17 protein-coding genes are annotated in these 16,953 nt (G+C 64.5%); 7 read left to right on the forward strand and 10 right to left on the reverse strand.

All coding sequences use genetic code 11. From position 1 onward, the window contains the following. Positions 1–5 precede the first annotated feature (5 nt). Positions 6–1,190 carry an acyltransferase gene (locus tag C2R25_RS15940; protein ID WP_103730140.1) on the forward strand — a complete coding sequence of 395 codons (1,185 nt, stop codon included), beginning with the start codon at positions 6–8 and terminating at the stop codon, positions 1,188–1,190. 95 nt (positions 1,191–1,285) lie between these two features. On the opposite strand, the gene C2R25_RS15945 is transcribed toward C2R25_RS15940, so the two are convergent. The 8 genes from C2R25_RS15945 to C2R25_RS15980 all read right to left on the reverse strand — a co-directional run bounded on the left by C2R25_RS15945 (position 1,286) and on the right by C2R25_RS15980 (position 9,803). Continuing rightward, on the reverse strand, positions 1,286–2,449 hold the full coding sequence (locus tag C2R25_RS15945; protein ID WP_103730141.1) for a thiolase family protein: 1,164 nt from the start codon (positions 2,447–2,449) through the stop codon (positions 1,286–1,288). Next, positions 2,449–2,853 (reverse strand): Zn-ribbon domain-containing OB-fold protein, encoded by a 405-nt coding sequence (locus C2R25_RS15950; RefSeq protein WP_103730142.1) that lies wholly within the window; start codon positions 2,851–2,853, stop codon positions 2,449–2,451. Before C2R25_RS15950 ends, C2R25_RS15945 begins: the two co-directional genes overlap by 1 nt. A gap of 104 nt (positions 2,854–2,957) precedes the next feature. Further along, entirely contained in the window at positions 2,958–3,878 is a 921-nt protein-coding gene (locus tag C2R25_RS15955; RefSeq protein WP_103730143.1) for a TIGR03619 family F420-dependent LLM class oxidoreductase, read from the reverse strand. A 35-nt stretch (positions 3,879–3,913) separates the two neighbouring features. Continuing rightward, positions 3,914–5,164, reverse strand: a complete 1,251-nt coding sequence (locus C2R25_RS15960; RefSeq protein ID WP_103730144.1) for a CaiB/BaiF CoA-transferase family protein — start codon at positions 5,162–5,164, stop codon at positions 3,914–3,916. Then, positions 5,161–6,318, reverse strand: a complete 1,158-nt coding sequence (locus C2R25_RS15965) for a CaiB/BaiF CoA-transferase family protein (protein ID WP_103730145.1) — start codon at positions 6,316–6,318, stop codon at positions 5,161–5,163. Before C2R25_RS15965 ends, C2R25_RS15960 begins: the two co-directional genes overlap by 4 nt. Next, positions 6,315–7,070 (reverse strand): SDR family NAD(P)-dependent oxidoreductase, encoded by a 756-nt coding sequence (locus C2R25_RS15970; RefSeq protein ID WP_103730146.1) that lies wholly within the window; start codon positions 7,068–7,070, stop codon positions 6,315–6,317. Before C2R25_RS15970 ends, C2R25_RS15965 begins: the two co-directional genes overlap by 4 nt. After that, positions 7,067–8,497: an SRPBCC family protein gene (locus tag C2R25_RS15975; protein ID WP_103730147.1), complete on the reverse strand. Its 1,431-nt coding sequence runs from the start codon at positions 8,495–8,497 to the stop codon at positions 7,067–7,069. Before C2R25_RS15975 ends, C2R25_RS15970 begins: the two co-directional genes overlap by 4 nt. Positions 8,498–8,519: 22 nt before the next feature. Then, the gene (locus C2R25_RS15980; protein ID WP_103730148.1) at positions 8,520–9,803 is read right to left on the reverse strand and encodes an amidohydrolase family protein; all 1,284 of its coding nucleotides are present in this window, start codon (positions 9,801–9,803) and stop codon (positions 8,520–8,522) included. Between the two features lie 233 nt (positions 9,804–10,036). Between C2R25_RS15980 and C2R25_RS15985 the strand changes: the two genes are divergently transcribed. From C2R25_RS15985 to C2R25_RS15995, 3 genes are all read left to right on the forward strand, one after another. Beyond that, on the forward strand, positions 10,037–10,372 hold the full coding sequence (locus tag C2R25_RS15985; RefSeq protein ID WP_103730149.1) for a 2Fe-2S iron-sulfur cluster-binding protein: 336 nt from the start codon (positions 10,037–10,039) through the stop codon (positions 10,370–10,372). 119 nt (positions 10,373–10,491) lie between these two features. After that, positions 10,492–11,817 (forward strand): cytochrome P450, encoded by a 1,326-nt coding sequence (locus C2R25_RS15990; RefSeq protein WP_103730150.1) that lies wholly within the window; start codon positions 10,492–10,494, stop codon positions 11,815–11,817. A gap of 26 nt (positions 11,818–11,843) precedes the next feature. Next, positions 11,844–12,755 carry an SDR family NAD(P)-dependent oxidoreductase gene (locus C2R25_RS15995; protein ID WP_103730151.1) on the forward strand — a complete coding sequence of 304 codons (912 nt, stop codon included), beginning with the start codon at positions 11,844–11,846 and terminating at the stop codon, positions 12,753–12,755. 222 nt (positions 12,756–12,977) lie between these two features. Here the strand turns inward: C2R25_RS15995 and C2R25_RS16000 are convergent, their stop codons facing one another. Together C2R25_RS16000 and C2R25_RS16005 are read right to left on the reverse strand one after the other, a co-directional pair. Further along, positions 12,978–13,769, reverse strand: a complete 792-nt coding sequence (locus tag C2R25_RS16000) for an alpha/beta fold hydrolase (RefSeq protein WP_233204066.1) — start codon at positions 13,767–13,769, stop codon at positions 12,978–12,980. A gap of 4 nt (positions 13,770–13,773) precedes the next feature. After that, positions 13,774–14,265 carry a flavin reductase family protein gene (locus C2R25_RS16005; RefSeq protein WP_103730153.1) on the reverse strand — a complete coding sequence of 164 codons (492 nt, stop codon included), beginning with the start codon at positions 14,263–14,265 and terminating at the stop codon, positions 13,774–13,776. 317 nt (positions 14,266–14,582) lie between these two features. Between C2R25_RS16005 and C2R25_RS16010 the strand changes: the two genes are divergently transcribed. The 3 genes from C2R25_RS16010 to C2R25_RS16020 all read left to right on the forward strand — a co-directional run. After that, entirely contained in the window at positions 14,583–16,007 is a 1,425-nt protein-coding gene (locus C2R25_RS16010) for an aldehyde dehydrogenase family protein (protein ID WP_103730154.1), read from the forward strand. Between the two features lie 72 nt (positions 16,008–16,079). Continuing rightward, entirely contained in the window at positions 16,080–16,589 is a 510-nt protein-coding gene (locus C2R25_RS16015; protein WP_103730155.1) for a hypothetical protein, read from the forward strand. A 30-nt stretch (positions 16,590–16,619) separates the two neighbouring features. After that, the coding region (locus C2R25_RS16020) for an acyl-CoA dehydrogenase family protein (RefSeq protein ID WP_199183857.1) at positions 16,620–16,953 on the forward strand (334 nt) is incomplete at its 3' end.

Below are 16,953 nucleotides of genomic sequence, written 5' to 3' on the forward strand. Positions count from 1 at the left end.
ACGTGATGACCGCCGCCACCAGCCAGCGTCACTATGGAATGGATTGGCTGCGCATCGGTGCGTTCGTCATGCTGATCTTCTACCATGTGGGCTTTTCCTTCACCCCTTGGGGATATCAGACGCCCACCCGGGGCGTGGTTTCTTGGGCGGAGATACCGCTGCTGGGCCTCAACGCATGGCGGCTCGCGCTGCTCTTCGCGATTTCCGGCTATGCCAGCGCTGCCCTTCTGGCGAAGGACGGAGACACCGGCCGCTTTCTCAAGAGCCGCCTGCTTCGGCTGGGCCTGCCGCTGCTCTTCGGATTGACCGTGATCGTGCCGCCGCAGCCGTACCTCGGGCTGCTCAACACTGGGTACACGCACAACTACGCCTATTTCCTCTTCCATGACGCCTTCAGCTTCCGCCGGGTGATCTACGAGAACCTGCCGGCGGTTATGCACCTTTGGTTCGTGATCTACCTGCTGGCGTACACCATCATCCTGTGCGCGGCGTTGATGGTCATGCCGCGTTCCTGGCGCCAGGGGCTGAGGCGGGGCGTTGAGCGGGCCATAGCCGGCCCTTGGCTGCTGCCACTTGGCTGTCTTGCCACCTATGCTGTTCGTGCCGGAGACGGCTGGACAGACACGCATAGCCTGTTCACCGACCTGCGGGCACACCTTCACTACGGAAGCATGTTCCTGTTCGGCATACTGCTGCGCGGTTCCCCAGGCCTGCGGGAGGCGATCGCCCGCCAGTGGAAGCCCGCCTTGGGCCTGGGAGCGCTGGGCTACGCCTTCGTGGTGGTCGAGGCCTGCTACTTCCCCGGCAATGTGCGCACGCCGCCGAGTTGGATCGCTCCGCTCGATTTCGCGAAGGCTGTGCAGTGCTGGGGCACAGTAATTGCCCTTTTCGGCATCGCAGATCGTTTTTGGAACCATGATGCGCGCTGGCGCGCAACTTTGGCCGAAGCGGTGTTCCCGGTGTTCATCGCACACCAGACGGTCATGGTGCTTGCCGGATACTGGCTGCGCAACAAGGGCCTTACCGCTCTACCGGAATTCCTCGCGCTCTGCTTCGCGGTGGCGGCAGGGTCGTGGCTGTTCTACCTCGCGGGGCGGGAGATCGGGCCGCTGCGCCCGCTTATCGGCCTGAAGCGCGCCAAGCAGAAGCCTTCGGCGATCACCGTTGCGGTCGCGTCCGGCGCCGTCTGACCGCCATCCCCGACCCCGCAGAAGGAGAGCCTGCAGGGTCGGAGCCGGAACGATCACAGACCTGGTCGAGCTGACTTCCTTGAAACCGCGGGTATTCAGTCCCTGGCCAGAAGAAGAGCCGCCGCCAGCGGACCACCGCCCGATGTCGCCACCGCGACCTTCGGGCTTCCGGGGATCTGGCGCTCGCCGGCGTTCCCGCGTAGCTGTGTGACCGCCTCGTGCGCGAAGCCGAAGCCATGCAGGCGCCCCGCTCCCAACTGGCCACCGGCAGTGTTCAGCGGAAGTTCGCCATCGCGGGCAATCCGGGTGCCGCCTTCGATGAAGCGGCCGCCTTCGCCCTTTTCGCAGAAGCCCAGTCCTTCCAGCCAGGTGATCGGCAGGAACGCGAAGCCGTCGTAGAACTGTGCGGTGTCGACATCGTCCACCGTGTAGTCGGTGTGCGCCCATAAGTCCCGGCCGGCGTCGTAGGCCGCGGGCCATTCGACCTGGTCCCACGAGTAGCGGTCCACGGAGCCGGACATTGCCGCAATGCGGATGGGTTCGCACGTTACCTCGTCCAGCGCGTCTCCGGCGGACACGATGACGACAGTAGAGGCATCGGAGAAGCGGTCGCAGTCGTAGAGGCACAGCGGCGTGGAGATCATCCGCGCCGACATGTACTTGTCCAGCGTGAGCTCCTCCTTCGTGATGGCCCGCGCCCGGGGGTTCAACATGGCATTTTTGGAGCCGTTGATGGCGATCTGGCCCAGCTGCTCGCGTGTCATTCCGTACTTGTGGACGTGCCGTGCAGCGTACTGTGCGGTCCAGCAGGCGGCCGAAGTGGCCCAGAAGGGGCTGGTCCACTGCGAAGCTCCTGAAACCGTGTCAGATCGTGCGGGCATGTACTGCGCCGGATCGGCCATGCCGCCCGCTTCGTAGACGGTGCGAAAGCAGAGGACATGGCGGCAGATGCCTTGCTTCACCGCCCAGGCGGCCATGCCGATTGCGGAAAGCTGCGCGGGCTGTTCCATGCCGCCCATCTGCCACTTGGACCTGATTCCGAGGGCTTCGATCACGTCATCCGTCCCGACGGGCGAGAACGCGAGATATCCCGAAACCTTGCCGGGGAACGAGAACACGCCGTCGATCTGATCGAAGGTGAGGCCGGCTTCGGCGATGGCTTCGCGGGCGGCGTCCACCGTCAGCAAAAGGGGGTGGCGCGGCAGGCGCACGCCCACTTCGGACTGGCCGACGCCGGTGATGTACGCTTCGCGGCTCATCAGGCAACTCGCTCGAACAAGGGGTAGTGGATGCCGTCCTGTTCTTCGAAAAGGACACGCACCCGGTCCCCGAAGGCCACGTCTTCAACGGCGCAATTGACGATGTTGGTCGTGAGGTACACGCCCGGAATGCCGTCGAGCGCGACGCGGGCGATCACGTAGGGAACCTCGAGATCCTTGGCCCAGGGCTGATAATTGATCGTGAACGTGTCGATGACGCCGGTCCCGGGTGCGGCCTTCGGCGCGATGTTTTCCGATTGGCAGTGGCGGCACAGGACGCGCGGCGGATGGGTATACTGCCCACAATCGCCGCAGTGGACGATGTTCAGCCGTCCTTCCGCGCCGCCGGTCCAGAAGGCCATGTTTTCCTGATCGAGCTTGGGCCTGGGCCGCTTCGGCTTCATGACTGCGCGCTCATGATCATTTTCTCCCCTTTGTTGCTGCATCAGTCCGGTGGACCTGCGCGAAGGTCAAGTGGACCCGCCGCAGTCATCGCCGCTACGTTCGGTCAGCGCAGGGCAGGCATGATCTCCTCGGCGATCCACTGCGTATAATCGTAGTAGGCTTCGATGCTCGGCAGGGCGGGTATGGGCACGGAACTCCAGGTGACCCCCTGAGCGGCGAGCCAGCCCAGACGATCGACGATCTCCTGCCGGGTCTGACCGGGGCGGGCGGTCGGATCATCGATAACCGCATGGCCTTCGCCCACACGGCTGGTGGACATGCCGTAAAACACGTCCGCAAGCTGGCCGTTGTAATCCGGCTGCGAGCGGATGAAGTCGATGCGCGCGGCGATGTTCTCGGGCTTGGTGAGGAAGGGCCACCAGCCCTGTGCATAGCGGGCCACGCGCTTCAGGACTGGATCGGCATCGCCCCCGAACCAGATCGGCAGGTGCGGCTTCTGAACGGGCTTGGGTTCGAACGCGACGTCGCGAAAGGAGACATACTTGCCGTCGAACTCCGGGTTCTCCTGTGTCCACAGCGCGAGGATCGCCTGGATGTACTCCTCGGCCATGGCGCCGCGCTCGTGGAATGGGATGCCCAGGATCGCGAACTCCTCCTCCAGCCACCCCACGGCGAAGGTGATGGTCACGCGGCCGCTTGAGAGCCAGTCCATCGTCGACAGCGCCTTGGCGGTGATGATCGGGTTTTGGGCGGGAAGAATGGCGATGCAGGAGTTCACGCGCACACGTTCGGTCGCCCCTGCGAGGTAGGCCATCGCGGTGTAGGCGTTGAAGTAGAACGGCCCCGACAGATCCACATGCGCGCGGGGGATGATGTGGTGTTCCGGAACGGCGATCATTTCGAAACCGAGCGTCTCCGCCCATTTCGCCAGCCGGGTCTGGTCGGCACCGGTGACGCGCGTCTCCCACGGCTGCATCGTTGCCTTGAGCCGCAGCATGTGCGGCATCGCGAAGCCCAGTTTCATGATCGTTTCCCTCCGTGCCGCCGGGCAGCGCCGCCCTAGTCGATCACCTTGCGGGCAATCAGATCGTTCATCTCGTCCTCGCGCAAGCCCATGATCGTGCGGAAGACATGGGCGTTGTGCTCCCCCAGCCGGGGAGCGCCATTGTTCAACAAGGGAGGGTCGGGGTTCATGCGCCAGGACGGGCCGATGACGGGGCGGCTGCCGGCGTTGTCGTCGGATACCATGCGGAAGGCTTCGCGCTGCCATAGGAAGGCGTTCGTCGTGAGGTCGAGCGAGCTCATGCAAGGGTATGCGGCGACCCCCGCTTTCCGCAGCTTTTCCGCCAGTTCGGCTGCGTCGTGGGAGATGGTCCTTGCGGCGATCTCTGCCTCGAGGGCAGTGCGGTTGGCGAGGCGAGCAGCCAGGCTCGAGAACCGCTCGTCCGCAGCCAGCGGTTGCGCGCGCAGCACAGTGCAGAGGGCCTGCCACTCTGCCTCGTTCGCTATGGCGATACTTGTCCAGCCCTGGTCGGCGCAGGGATAGGCGCCGTGCGGGCACATGTCGGGGTGCCGGTTGCCGTCGGCCTGCGGCACCACGCCGGTCACATTCGCGGCGAAGAGGCTGTCACCGACAAGGCTCGTCATCGCCTCCACTGCCGAGAGGTCGATGAACTGGCCTTCGCCTGTACTCTCGCGATGGTGGAGGGCCGCGATGCAGGCGAGCGCCGCCAGCGCACCGGCCGTGGAGTCGCCATAGCGGATGTTCATCCCCTTGGGCGCTTCGCCGTCATGGCCGACCAGCGCGGTGAGCCCGGACAGGGCGGCGAAGCACGGAGCATAGCCGGTCTGATAGCCGAGAGGGCCTTCGCTGCCCCACATCTTGATCGAGCACTGTATCAGATCAGGCTTGATGCGCTTCAGGCTGTCGTAATCGAGGCCGGAACGCTCCAAGGCTCCGGGGCGTATGTTGTCGATGAAGATGTCCGCGCCAGTCAGGAGGCTTTTCAGAAGGTCGAGACCTTCGGCGGTCTTCAAGTTGATCTGCGCCGACAGGATCTCCTGGTTGATCGAAAGGAAATAGGGGGCGGCGTCGATGTCCACACCCCCGTAGGCGCGCATCTCGTCCAGGTTCGAGCGGCTTTCGATCTTGATGACCTCTGCGCCCAGGTGCGCCAACATCTTTCCCGCGTAGGGACCGGCCCAAACCTTGGTGAGCTCGACCACGCGGACGCCTTTCAAGGGACCGCCACGATCGGGCAGTTCGCTGGAGGTCTGGTCGAAAAGGGCGGGGGGCGGGCGGCGTGTCATGCCGACAATTCCCCCTGGTCCGCGCCGAGAGCGGGAGCGGGCGCGCGCACCCCCGCCGGAGTCGCGCTCATGCGGTAGCAGGCGCCCGGGTAGGCTACGGGCCCAAACGTCGGATGATCGGCAGGCTGGAAGAAGGCGCGGTGGACGAACTGCTCATGCACCGGAAGGTCGGCGGCGGTGTTGATCGGCACCATCGCAACGCCCGCCTTCTGCGCGGCCACGGTTACGGCGTGCTTGTGCCGCAGCGCGATCCAGGAGGCGAAGTTTTGGCGAAAGGCCGCGACGTTGGCGGGCGTGCAATCGAACTCCAGCCAGTCCTGACGGAAGTTCCGGCTCCAGTCCGGATCGCCCATCAGGCCGCAAAGCGCCTTCCAGTGCAGGCTCGTCGTCATGAACAGGAACACGTGGCCATCGATGCAGGCGAAGGAAGTGCCCGGACCGCCCATGTCATAGGCGGTGCGTGCGGCCGAAGGGTCTGCCTCTCCGGCGAGCATCCTGCCCAGCACGGCATCCGCCCGGTTGAGCTGCACCTCCACTTCGGAGATGTCGATGAACTGGCCCTTTCCGCACCGGCGCAGGCGCAGGAGCGATGCCATCGTCGCCATCGCCGCATCTATGCCTGCCTCATAGTCGGGGAGAAAGCGGCCTGCTCCCTTCAGGGGCGGCTTGTCGGGGGGAGCCTCGCTCGGGCTGTGATAGCCCCAGCCCCCGGCATTGATGACATTGACGGAGCGCAGAACCTGCAGGTCCCGCGGAGCGCCCTGTCCGAACGGAGTGACGATGGTATGGACCAGGTGGGGGTGCCTCCGCGCGACGTGGCCGGGGCTCAGTCCGCTCCGCTGCGTCCACGCCTCGCTGTGGTCGTCCACGAGGCCGTGCGCCCGCGCCAGCAGCCTGTCCAGCAGCGCCTGCTCTCCTGTGTCCTCAAGGTCCAGTGCGACGGACTGCTTGTTGGTGTTGAGGTAGGCAAAAAGCGTGCTTTCGCCCTTGTGGTACGGCCCCATATGCCGCGTGGGCGCGCCCTTTGGACACTCCACCTTGATCACCTGCGCACCGAGGTCCGCCAGCAGCTTGCCGGTGTATTCTCCTGCTGGCCGTTCCGCCGTCTCGACGATCAGCAGCCCGGCAAGTGCGCCTGCAGTGGTCTGGGTCATAGGGATTGGCCATCATCGATTGTGAAGGTGCTGCCGGTTACCTGCGCAGAGGCATCGGAGAGGAGATAGAGGAGCATGGGGTTGAGAGCATCGGCTGCGAGAAGGCGCCGGCGGTGGAGGGCTGCGATGTCCCTTCGGCCGCGTTCGCTGCCGAACCAGGTGGAGTTGATCCCGGTGGGTATCCACCCCGGCTCCAGAGTGTTCACGTTGATGCCCTGGCGGACCCATTCGCGCGCGAACTGACGGCCCAGGTGCGCAAGCGCGGCCTTGCTGGCTGCATAGAGCGCATCGCCCGTGCCGTTCTGCCGGGCCGTAATTGAGCCGATCAGGACGATCCGGCCGTCGTGCCGATGGCCGCTGCCGCTCGCGATGAGCCGGCGGGCTCCTTCACGCGCGACGAGGTAGGCGCCGAGGAGGTTGGTGTCGATCACCCCGCGAAGGGCAGTGACCGGCACGTCCGTCGAGCGTCCGCCCGTCCCGATGCCGGCGTTGGCGACCACGCCATGAACGATGCCGAAGTGCGCCTGCGCCGTATCGAAAGCCGCCGCTATGGAGGCCTCGTCCGTGACGTCCATCGGCACTGCCAGCGCTGCCGAGCCGATCTCTCGGGCAAGCGCCTGGGTGCGCTCAAGGCGGCGGGCTGCGAGGATGACCCGTCCTCCGGCGCCGGCAACGGCCTGTGCGAACGTGGCTCCGATGCCGGAGGACGCGCCGGCGATGAGAGTGGTCCGTCCCTGCAGGGTGAAGCTCACGTGCGTTGCAGCGCCGTCCAGTCCGGGAGCTTCGGCGGCATGGCGATGTACTTGTCGATCGCGCGCTCGAAGTGACGGATGCGGATCTCCTGGTAGTCGCCCAGCGTCAGCCCCGGCTTCGCGGAGGCCTCCAGGCCCTCCTGCTGGGCGTGGAGATTGTCGGTGTCCTGGTCGAGGATGATGCCGAAGCCGGGATCCATGCCGTCCGCCTCGGCGAAAGACTGGTGATCCTGCAGGATCTGCATCTCTGCCGTTTCAACCTGGCTGCCGTCGCGCGGCTTGGGCCGCATGAACATGACTTCGTAGATAGTGCGCCGGTGGTCCCTGGCGTCCGGGCGGAAGCGGTAGATCATCGGCAGCGAGATGCCCGGGAACAGGAACAGGTTAGGGAAGAACGTGTAGCTGTAGGTATCGAGAAGTTCAGTGTCGGATACGGCCGAAAGATCGGAGTTGGTGGCACTTTCGAACAGGGTGCGGAACATGTCCGCCATGACCTGCCGCGCGCGTTCCCCGTCCTTGAGTTCGGGCCTGGTTCCTCCCAGCGAGGAACTGTCGCCTAGCGTGAAATTGTCGATGATGTCCTTCTCGGAGTATCTGTTGCGCAGCTTGGGGCTGACGACGCCAAGCGCGGAGATGAAGCGGTTCACATGCTCTCCATAGACGTCGTACTGCGAGTTTACGTCGCCGTTGGCAGGCGCCACCTGCGGGTGCGTGTCGCCCACGTGGTAAGCCTCCATGAAGGCCTCCATCGTCAGCTTCCAGTTCGCCGGGTAGCTCTTCTGGACGTGGAGGTAGATGTAGCGGTCCTCAAGCCGCCAGGCCGCCATGTGTTCCATGATCTCCGGCCCGAGATATTCGGCAAGGGAGGGAGCGTCCGGGTCCATGTTGATCCACACGAAGCCGCCAAGCCGTTCCACCCGCGCCTCCGGAAGGCAGGTCCGGCGTGTGGTGGCGTGAGCGAAGTCCCATCGCTCCGGGATTTCCTTCAGCGAGCCGTCAAGATTCCAGGTCCAGCCGTGGAAGGGACATTTGAGGTTCATGGTGTAGCCGCTTGTTCCGGAAGGCTTCAGCTTCGTCCCGCGGTGCAGGCAGGCGTTGAAATACGCATGAATGGCGCCGTCCTCGTTGCGGGTGACGATGAACGAATAGGGGCCCACATCGTAGACGTAGTAGTCTCCGGCTTCCGGGATGTGATCCTCGCGGCAGGCCATCTGCCAAGTGCGGGTCCACATGCGCTCCATCTCGGCGGAGGCGAAAGCCGGGTCCACGTAGCGATCCTTGGAGACATCCTCGCTGCCAAGATACTCGTAGCTCTCGCTCGTGGCCCATACAGGCGCCGCCACCTTGTCGCGGGCGATGATCTCCTGTGTGGTTTCTGCCGGACACCGGGCCTCGCCCGGCTGCAACGTGCCGGTCTGGACGTTCATAGCCTGTAGCTCCTGATCGAAGTCATTCCGCCGCCTGGAGCACGGGCGAAAGGCCGCGCGCCGGGATTGGCAGTGTGGATTTGTGGATCGCGCCGCCCTTCATGACGAAGACGACCTTTTCCGGTCCCGCCAGAACCGCGATGTCGGCAAGGGGGTCGCCGTCGATCAGGATCAGGTCGGCCAGGTTTCCCGGCTCGAGCGTTCCCAGATCGTCATACCCCATCGCCTGACCGCCGTTGCGCGTGGCGCAGAGCAGCGCCTCGGTTGTGCTGTATCCAAAGTGGTCGACGAAGAACTCGAGGTCGCGCCCCTGCGTCCCCTGCTTGCTCCACCCGAAGCCGTAGTCTCCGCCGATGAGGTGTCGGATGCCGCGCTTGCGCAGTTCTGTGTGCGTGTGAATGGAATTTTCAAGCAACTCGGGAATGTTCATGTAACCGCCCACTTCGGGCGTGAGCCCGTGGGCGGAAGCCTCCCCTGCCATGATCTGCGCGAAAAGGCCGATCGTGGGCACCACGAAGATGCGATCGCGCGCCTCTTCCATGAGGTCGAGCAGTTCCTCGTCGGAATATTCTGTGTGAAAGAGGCCATCGACGCCGGCGCGCACGCACCGTTTCGACCCTTCGATGGATCGGGTATGCGCGTTGATCCTGCGCCCGTAGGCGTGGGCGGTTTCCACCGCCACGCGGATCTCCTCGAAGGTCATGGGCGTAACGTGGGCGGGAGTGTTGGGATAGAAGGGGTCGCCCGAGACATCGAGCTTCACGTTGTCGACCCCTTCGCGGCAGTGCAGGCGCACGGCCTTCCGCATTTCCTCGACGCCGTCGACGATGGTGGATGGGCCGACGCGCGGATTGTGGAGCCGGCTTTCGTCACCCATGGCGCCGGTGACGCTGATCTCAAGCCCGCCGGCCCGGATGCGAGGGCCGGGGAGCCGCCCCGCGTTGACTTCGTCGCGCACCGCCACGGCCAGTTTGAGCTTCGCCTCCGACGCGCCGTAGGCACTGGTAAAGCCGGCGTCGATAAGTGCCTTCGCTCCGCGTGCGGCCGTGAACACCTGGGTTTCGGCACAAGGCGTGATGAGGTCTTCGGTGGCGCACACGTTCTCGAACGAGAGATGCGCGTGTCCTTCGGTCATGCCGGGCATGCAGAACAGCCCCGTGGCGTCGATGACGATATCGTCCGGGCGTACCTGCGCGGTGCTTCCGACAGAGACGATCCTGTCGCCTTCGACTACGATATCGCCGGAAAGCGGAGCCGCTCCTGTGCCACAGAACAGGGTTGCATGTCGGATCACTGTGCGGGCCACGTCGTCCCCTCCTTGTTCCGACGAGATTAGGCGGGGCACCCCGCGTCGCAAATGACTGGTCCTGCAGAGCCGGTGTCCCCTGACGGCGGGCGCTTCCGGGTCAGTCAAGAAGGGACGCGGCGCTGGCACTTTTCACGGGACCGAGGCTGCGGGCAAGGAAGATGCAGAAGTCAGCGTGCCGGCGACTCCGCGGCTTGCCGCCACGCTCGACGATCGAGAGGACGGAACACACGATGGCGTCTCTGACAGTGACGATGACGGATGTCGAAGGCAGGACTCATGCGCTTGAGGACGTGGAGGACGGTATCAGCCTCATGGAACTGGGCCGCCGGAACGGTGTGGCCGGCATCATGGGGGACTGTGGAGGTGGCTGCGCCTGTGCCACCTGCCATGTCTATATCGGCGAGGAGTGGTGGGAGAAGGTCGGCGGCCCGGACGATGTGGAGTTCGCCATGCTGGACATGGTCGCCGACGTGATGCGGGACAATTCGCGCCTTGGCTGTCAGGTGCGCATGTCGCCCGAGCTGGACGGGCTTGCCGTCACCGTCGCGCCCGCATCGTCCGCCTGAGTGCAGACCGGGACAAGCGCGGGTTCGAGGGCGGGCATGGCCCGCCCGCCCGGGCGCGTTCATAACCGGCGTCATCGCTGACCTGAGACAGGTCCGGGACAAGCAGGATGAGATCGAGCATGGCGACTCAGATTACCCAGGATGGCATCTCTGCGCGGCAGGCGCTCACCGGAGCGCAGGAGAGACTGCTGAAGGAAGGCTCGCTGGCGGACACGGCCATCCAGGCCCGGCCACGTGAATACTACGCGGCAATGCGCCGGGCGGATCCGATCCACTTCGACGCGCGGCTCGGCTCGTGGCTGGTCACCCGTCACGAGGACATCTCCGCCATTCAGTCCGACCCGGTCACCTTCTCGGTCCAGCACGGCTATTCCGAGCAGCAGGCGCGCGGCATGCGGAACGAATTCGAAACCTACCTGCGCGAGCATGGCGGCGGCTACTTCCCGGACGCGATCATGTCGGATCCTCCGTACCACACGCGTATTCGCAAGCTGATGGAGCAGGCGTTCACGGCGCACCGGGTCAAGGCGCTTGAGCCGCGCATCACCGAGATCGTTCGCGGGGTCATCGCCGAAGCCATCGCGAGGGGTGATGGCACATGCGACGCGGTGAAGGACATCGCGATACCGCTCACCATCCGGATCATCGTCGAGCAGCTTGGTCTCGATCCCGGCATGGAGGAGAAGATATCGCGCTGGTCGGTTGCGGTGACGGCCCAGATTGGCGCCATGCAGAACCGCGAGACGATGCTGGCGAACGCGGCTCAGATCGCAGAGCTGCAGAAGTATCTCATCGCCAAGATGAAGGCTCGGGAGGCGGAGCCGGCAGAGGACATGATCTCCGACCTCGTACACGCCCAGGTCACCAACGCCGACGGCTCTACGGAGAAGCTTACCTTCGCAGAAGCCGTCTCGCTGGTGCGCGCTACCCTGATCGCGGGGAACGACACGACGGCCACGGCGATCGGCAATCTCTTCTATGTGCTGACCACCAGGCCCGGTATGGCGGAGCTTCTGGAAAGCGTCGTCGATGACGAACGGCAACTCAATCGCTTCATCGAGGAGCATCTTCGCAACGAACCCCCGGTCAGGGCACTGTCCCGCATGACCACCCGCGAAGTCGTTGTGAACGGCACCACGATCCCGTCGCATGCGCATCTCCTGCTGGTCTATGGCTCGGGCAACGACGACGAGACCGTGTTCCCCGAACCGCGCCGCTTCGACATCACGCGGCCGAACCTGGGTCGCCATGTTGCGTTCGGAGGCGGGCCGCATCGCTGCATCGGTCTGGCGCTTGCCCGGATGGAAGTGAAAGTCGCCGCGCGTGAGATCGTGCGTCAGATGAAGAACCTGCGTCTGGCGATCGGGGAGGAGGAGATCCGCTACACGCCCTCGGTGGCGACCCGCACCATCGAATCCCTGCCCATCACCTTCGAGAAGCGCTGACCGGTCGGGGGAGGGGAGGCAGTACCATGGGAACGGAACTCAGCGGCAAGATCGCCATCATCACGGGCGGTGCAGGCGGAATCGGGCGCGCGACAGTGGAACTGTTCGTAGCCGAAGGGGCACGCGTCGTGATTGCCGATCTGGCGGACGAGGCAGGCGAAGCCCTGGCAGGGCGGCTCGGGGCGCAGGCGATCTATCTTCGAACAGATGTGAGCGAACCGGACGCGATGCAGGCCCTGGTCGATACGGCTGTGGAATGCTTCGGCGGTCTCGACATCATGTTCAACAACGCCGGGATCTCCACGCGTCCCTACGCCAGCTTCCTTGACGACGAGCTGGAGGATTTCGACCGGGTCATGCGGGTAAACGTGCTGGGGCCGATGCTCGGCACGCGCAACGCCGCACGCGTGATGCAGGCGCAGGGTCGAGGCGGGGTGATCCTCAACAACGCTTCCATCGCCGGCACTCTTGCGGGACATGGGATGATGACCTACCGCGCCTCCAAAGCAGCGCTGATCCAGTTCTCGAAATCGTCCGCCATCGACCTCGCCCGGCACGGCATTCGGGTGAACTGCCTCGTCCCGGGACATGTGCGGACGGAGTTGTCCTCTTTCGGCCAGGCCGGGGCCGATGCAGAGCTTGCGGCGCGCATCGAGGAGGGCGTGAACCGGGTCTATCTTTCGAACCAACTCATCAAGCGGCGGGGCGAACCGGATGATGTAGCACAGGTCGCTCTCTTCCTGGCGAGCGACAGGGCGCGCCATATGACCGGCGCGGTCATCCCGGTGGAGGGGGGCGTCACCGTCGGCGATCCTGTCAATCATCTGCAGGACATTCTTGAGGCACGATCCGCCGCGATGAGCACCCGGGTCGCGGCAGCGGAAGACGGGGCAATGAACGGCGGGGCAATACCGCAAGAGCATCCCGCCGAAGCCTGAAATACGATCCTGCCGGGCCGAAGGGGAGAGGGATGATGAAGACCATCTTCGTAGCGACGCTCCCCGCAGACGTCATCTGCGGGCCGACTGCCTTTTCGGTGGCACTGTTCGCCAGGAACTGACGGACAAGGCCTAGTTCGTCGGCGGCATGACGCCGGGGGCGGCGTTCGGCCACAAAGTGGCCGCCGTGGGCGAGCCGCGAACCTGCGGGGTTGAACTGAGCTAACGGTTGTGAAGAAAGGCCTCGATCTCCTCCGCAATGGTGCGGGGGAGTTCGAGGTTCAGCATGTGTCCCGCGTCCTCGTGATCAATGCGGGTCACGGCGGGGCTCAGGGCCAGGAGGGCATCCGCGATCATCCGGAAGTCAGTGACATCCTTCTCGCCGGTGAGCAGGAGCGTCGGCATGGACAGTGCGCTCACGCGGTCGGTGTCGGGCAGGGCGGGACGCTGCGCATCGTGGATCCACTGCGCGCCGGAGAAAGCCTCGATCGAAGTGCGCATCTGTTCGGCGGCGGCACTTTTTCGCACCGTTTCGAACAACGGGTGTGCCCACCAGAGGTCCCGCGCCCGGGCCATGTCGCCGCTGCGCGCCGCCGTGCCGATCGCCTTCCACCGCGCGACCCAGTCCGACGTCCATGTCCAGCCCACGACGAGCGGGCTCACCAGTACAAGGCGTCGCACCCTGTCTGGATGGTCGAGCGCGAAGTTGAGCGCGGTGGCGCCTCCCAGCGACATGCCGCATAAGTCCGCCTGCGCGATCCGGCGACTGTCCAGCAGCGCGAGCAGGTCATCCGCATGTGAATAGGCGTGCCCCGGCTCCGTTTCCGAAGCACCGAAACCGCGCTGGTCGTAGGCGACGAAGGGGCGATCGGTTGGAAGGTTGCCAATCACCCCGCGCCAGTCCTCTCGCGTTCCGCCGAAGCCGTGGATCAGGACGAGGGGCGTGCCTGTGCCATCGCGCCAGTCGCCCGCCAGCGTTCCCCCTTCGACCGGAATGCGGAAGTTGCGGGGCAAGTCGTCACATCTTCTCGGCGAAGCTGCCGTAGCGTCCGCGGTGGAACAGCATCGGATCATCTTCGCGTACCGTTTCCATGCGCAGGATCTGGCCGAGCACGAACCAGTGATCTCCCGCTTCGGTGACGGAGTAGAGCTTGCACTCGATCGCGGCGATGGAGTCGGCGATGATCGGCAGATTGTGCTCCGAAATCACGTACTCGACGCCGACGAACTTGGCGTCGCCCTTGGCCATCACGGCGCGGCAGACCTGCCCCTGGTCGCTAGCCATGACGTTGACGCAGAAATGGCCCGCCTTCTCGATCAGCGGCCAGGACGTGGAGGACTTGTCCGGGAAAAAGCCCACCAGCGGCGGGGCAAGCGAGACGGACGTGAAGCTGCCTACTACCATCCCGGCTGGCTTGCCTTCGTCAAGCGCGGTGATGACGCATACGCCGGTAGGATAGCTGCCGAGAACCTTGCGGAACTCCGCCGGGTCGATGGTCGTCTCACTCACGCGTTTTCACCTTTTCCTGGCGGGCAGAGCTTCGCCTGCTGCCTTTCCTCATGTGGAACGCGATTGCGAAGCTGAACAGAAGCGCCATCGCGATATTGCGGCCCCCTAGTGCCCGTTAGACTGGTGCCGGGCAAGAGGGCACGCATATGCAAGGGCGTGCGGCGGCTCCGGAAGAGCTTACGGGGGCGGCGCTAAACATGGTTTTTGGTGGTCCGGCGTGTGCTGGATGGCGGCCCGTTGCGACGACCGACCGATCCCTGCCGCAAGCGGGGCTGGAATGCTGGACACCTGCGCGAAGAACATAGGGAACCTTGCACATGGCGACTGCCGAACTGATTGCCGAGACGCCCGTTGCGGCGGAAGTTGCTGAGCTTGTGGCGCGCTCGCGCGCTGCGCAGCAGCAGATCGAGAACGCCACGCAGGAAGAGGTGGACCGGTGGATCCGCGGCATGGTCTACGCCGTGTGCAAGCCCGGCATGGACGAGCAGATCGCCCGCGAGACCGTCGAGGAAACGCAGCTCGGCAATTACGAGGGCAAGTTCAAGAAGATCTCGATCAAGACCCGTGCGACCCTCTACGACATCATCGACGACAAGTCGGTGGGCGTGATCGAGGAGATCCCCGAGCGCAACATCGTCAAGATCGCCAAGCCGGTGGGCGTGATCGGCGCGCTTTCGCCTTCCACCAATCCGGAGGCGACGCCGGTCATCAAGGCGATCAGCGCGGTGAAGGGCCGCAACTCGATCATCATCTGCCCGCACCCGCGCGCCAAGTTCGTGAACGCCAGGATCTGCAATCTCATGCGCGAGGCGCTGGTCAAGATGGGCGCGCCCGCCGACCTCGTGATCCCCATCGAGCAGCCTTCGGTCGAGAAGACCAACGAGGTCATGAAGCAGTGCGACCGCATCCTTGCAACCGGCGGCACGCCGATGGTCAAGGCGGCCTACTCGTCGGGTACTCCGGCGCTTGGCGTAGGTGTGGGCAATGCGGTGGTCACCGTGGACGACACTGCCGACCTCGATGATGCCGCAGCCAAGATCCTGCTGTCGAAGACGCTCGACTTTGCGGCCTCGTGCTCGTCCGACAACGCGGTGATCCTGCTCGATGCGATCTATGACACGATGCTCGAGAAGCTGAAGGCCAAGGGCGGCTTCATCGTCGAGGGCGAAAACAAGACGAAGCTCGAGAAAGCGATCTGGGAAGATGGCGAGCACATCAATGCCAAGGTCGTGGCGCAGTCCCCGCAGTTCATTGCCGACTACGCCGGGTTTGCAATCCCCGAAGATACCGCGTTCTTCATCGTGCCCGAAACCGGCCATGGCCCGGACCACAAGTTCTCGGGCGAGAAGATGACTGTCACCATGGCGCTTTATCGCGCCAGAGACATCGACGAGGCGATCCGCCTTACCAACGCCATCCAGAGCTATCAGGGGCAGGGCCACTCCTGCGGCATCTACTCGCAGAGCGACGAGAACATCACGAAGCTGGCGATGGGCACCAAGACCAGCCGCGTCATGGTGAATCAGCCGCAGTCGGCGTCGAATTCGGGCAACCTGTGGAACGGTATGCGCCAGACTTTTTCGCTCGGCTGCGGCTCGTGGGGCGGCAACGCCACCAACAACAACGTTACCTGGCGCGACCTCATCAACGAGACCTGGGTCTCCAAGCCGCTGCCCCAGCACAAGGTGCTCCCCTCCGACGAAGACCTCTTTGGCAAGGACATCATCCAACTCGTCGGCTGATTTCACCATGGCAACCGGGGAAGGTAACCGTGCGTTGCTGCACCTTTACCCGGTGCCGAATGGAGACGACCGATGTACCGCACGCTTCCCCTGGTTGCCATTGGCGCAGTGCTTGCGCTTGGCGCCTGCTCGCCTGACCCAGACACGACAGCGTCCTCCGCAGCCCCGACCCAGACGGAAGAGGTGTTCCAGGAGGAAGCGCCCGCCGTGCTGGAAACGACGGCCGCCGCAGCGGACGAGCAGGATGACGGCACCGCCGCCGGCATGGCCGAGATCCCCGAAACCATCCGCGGCCGGTGGGGCCTTGTCACGGCGGATTGCACCAGCAACAAGGGCGATGCAAAGGGGCTGCTGGAGATTTCGGCAGACCAGTTGAAGTTCTACGAGTCGGTAGCAAGGTTGGGCGAGATCAAGGAAGCCGGCGAAAGCCGGATACGCGCGACGTTCGACTATACCGGCGAAGGGCAGAACTGGACCCAGGACGTCGTCCTCGATGTGCAGGATGACGGCAAGACGATGATCCGGCGGGACTACGGCAAGGATGCGATGCCGGGACCGCTCAAGTATACCCGCTGCTCCTGAAGGGGTGGCGCAGAGCACACAGGGGCGAAGATGACCGAACAGTTTGGATTGAGCGAAGATCAACTCGCAATCCAGGAGACCGCACGCAAGTTCACGGCGGACAGGATTACTCCCTTTGCGGCGGAGTGGGACGAGAAGCACCATTATCCGGTCGATGTGTGGAAGGCGGCGGGCGAACTGGGTTTCGGCGCGATCTACGTGTCGGAGGACAGCGGCGGCATTGGCCTCGGGCGGCTCGACGCGGCGCTTATCATGGAAGCCATGTCCTACGGCTGCCCCGCCACGAGCGCCTACATCTCGATCCACAACATGGGCGCCTGGATGATCGACACCTTCGCGGACCAGCAGCTGAAGGACCGCTACC

It is taken from the genome of Novosphingobium sp. HII-3, from assembly GCF_002916655.1.
Classification (GTDB): domain Bacteria; phylum Pseudomonadota; class Alphaproteobacteria; order Sphingomonadales; family Sphingomonadaceae; genus Novosphingobium; species Novosphingobium panipatense.

What these genes read in the sequence shown, in the direction of transcription:
- C2R25_RS15985 (WP_103730149.1), top strand. Translation starts at nt 10,037, where the DNA reads ATGGCGTCTCTGACAGTGACGATGACGGATGTCGAAGGCAGGACTCAT.
- C2R25_RS15975 (WP_103730147.1), bottom strand. Translation starts at nt 8,497, where the DNA reads ATGAACGTCCAGACCGGCACGTTGCAGCCGGGCGAGGCCCGGTGTCCG.
- C2R25_RS16010 (WP_103730154.1), top strand. Translation starts at nt 14,583, where the DNA reads ATGGCGACTGCCGAACTGATTGCCGAGACGCCCGTTGCGGCGGAAGTT.
- C2R25_RS15945 (WP_103730141.1), bottom strand. Translation starts at nt 2,449, where the DNA reads ATGAGCCGCGAAGCGTACATCACCGGCGTCGGCCAGTCCGAAGTGGGC.
- C2R25_RS15950 (WP_103730142.1), bottom strand. Translation starts at nt 2,853, where the DNA reads ATGAAGCCGAAGCGGCCCAGGCCCAAGCTCGATCAGGAAAACATGGCC.
- C2R25_RS15955 (WP_103730143.1), bottom strand. Translation starts at nt 3,878, where the DNA reads ATGAAACTGGGCTTCGCGATGCCGCACATGCTGCGGCTCAAGGCAACG.
- C2R25_RS15965 (WP_103730145.1), bottom strand. Translation starts at nt 6,318, where the DNA reads ATGACCCAGACCACTGCAGGCGCACTTGCCGGGCTGCTGATCGTCGAG.
- C2R25_RS15995 (WP_103730151.1), top strand. Translation starts at nt 11,844, where the DNA reads ATGGGAACGGAACTCAGCGGCAAGATCGCCATCATCACGGGCGGTGCA.
- C2R25_RS15960 (WP_103730144.1), bottom strand. Translation starts at nt 5,164, where the DNA reads ATGACACGCCGCCCGCCCCCCGCCCTTTTCGACCAGACCTCCAGCGAA.
- C2R25_RS15990 (WP_103730150.1), top strand. Translation starts at nt 10,492, where the DNA reads ATGGCGACTCAGATTACCCAGGATGGCATCTCTGCGCGGCAGGCGCTC.
- C2R25_RS16015 (WP_103730155.1), top strand. Translation starts at nt 16,080, where the DNA reads ATGTACCGCACGCTTCCCCTGGTTGCCATTGGCGCAGTGCTTGCGCTT.
- C2R25_RS15940 (WP_103730140.1), top strand. Translation starts at nt 6, where the DNA reads ATGACCGCCGCCACCAGCCAGCGTCACTATGGAATGGATTGGCTGCGC.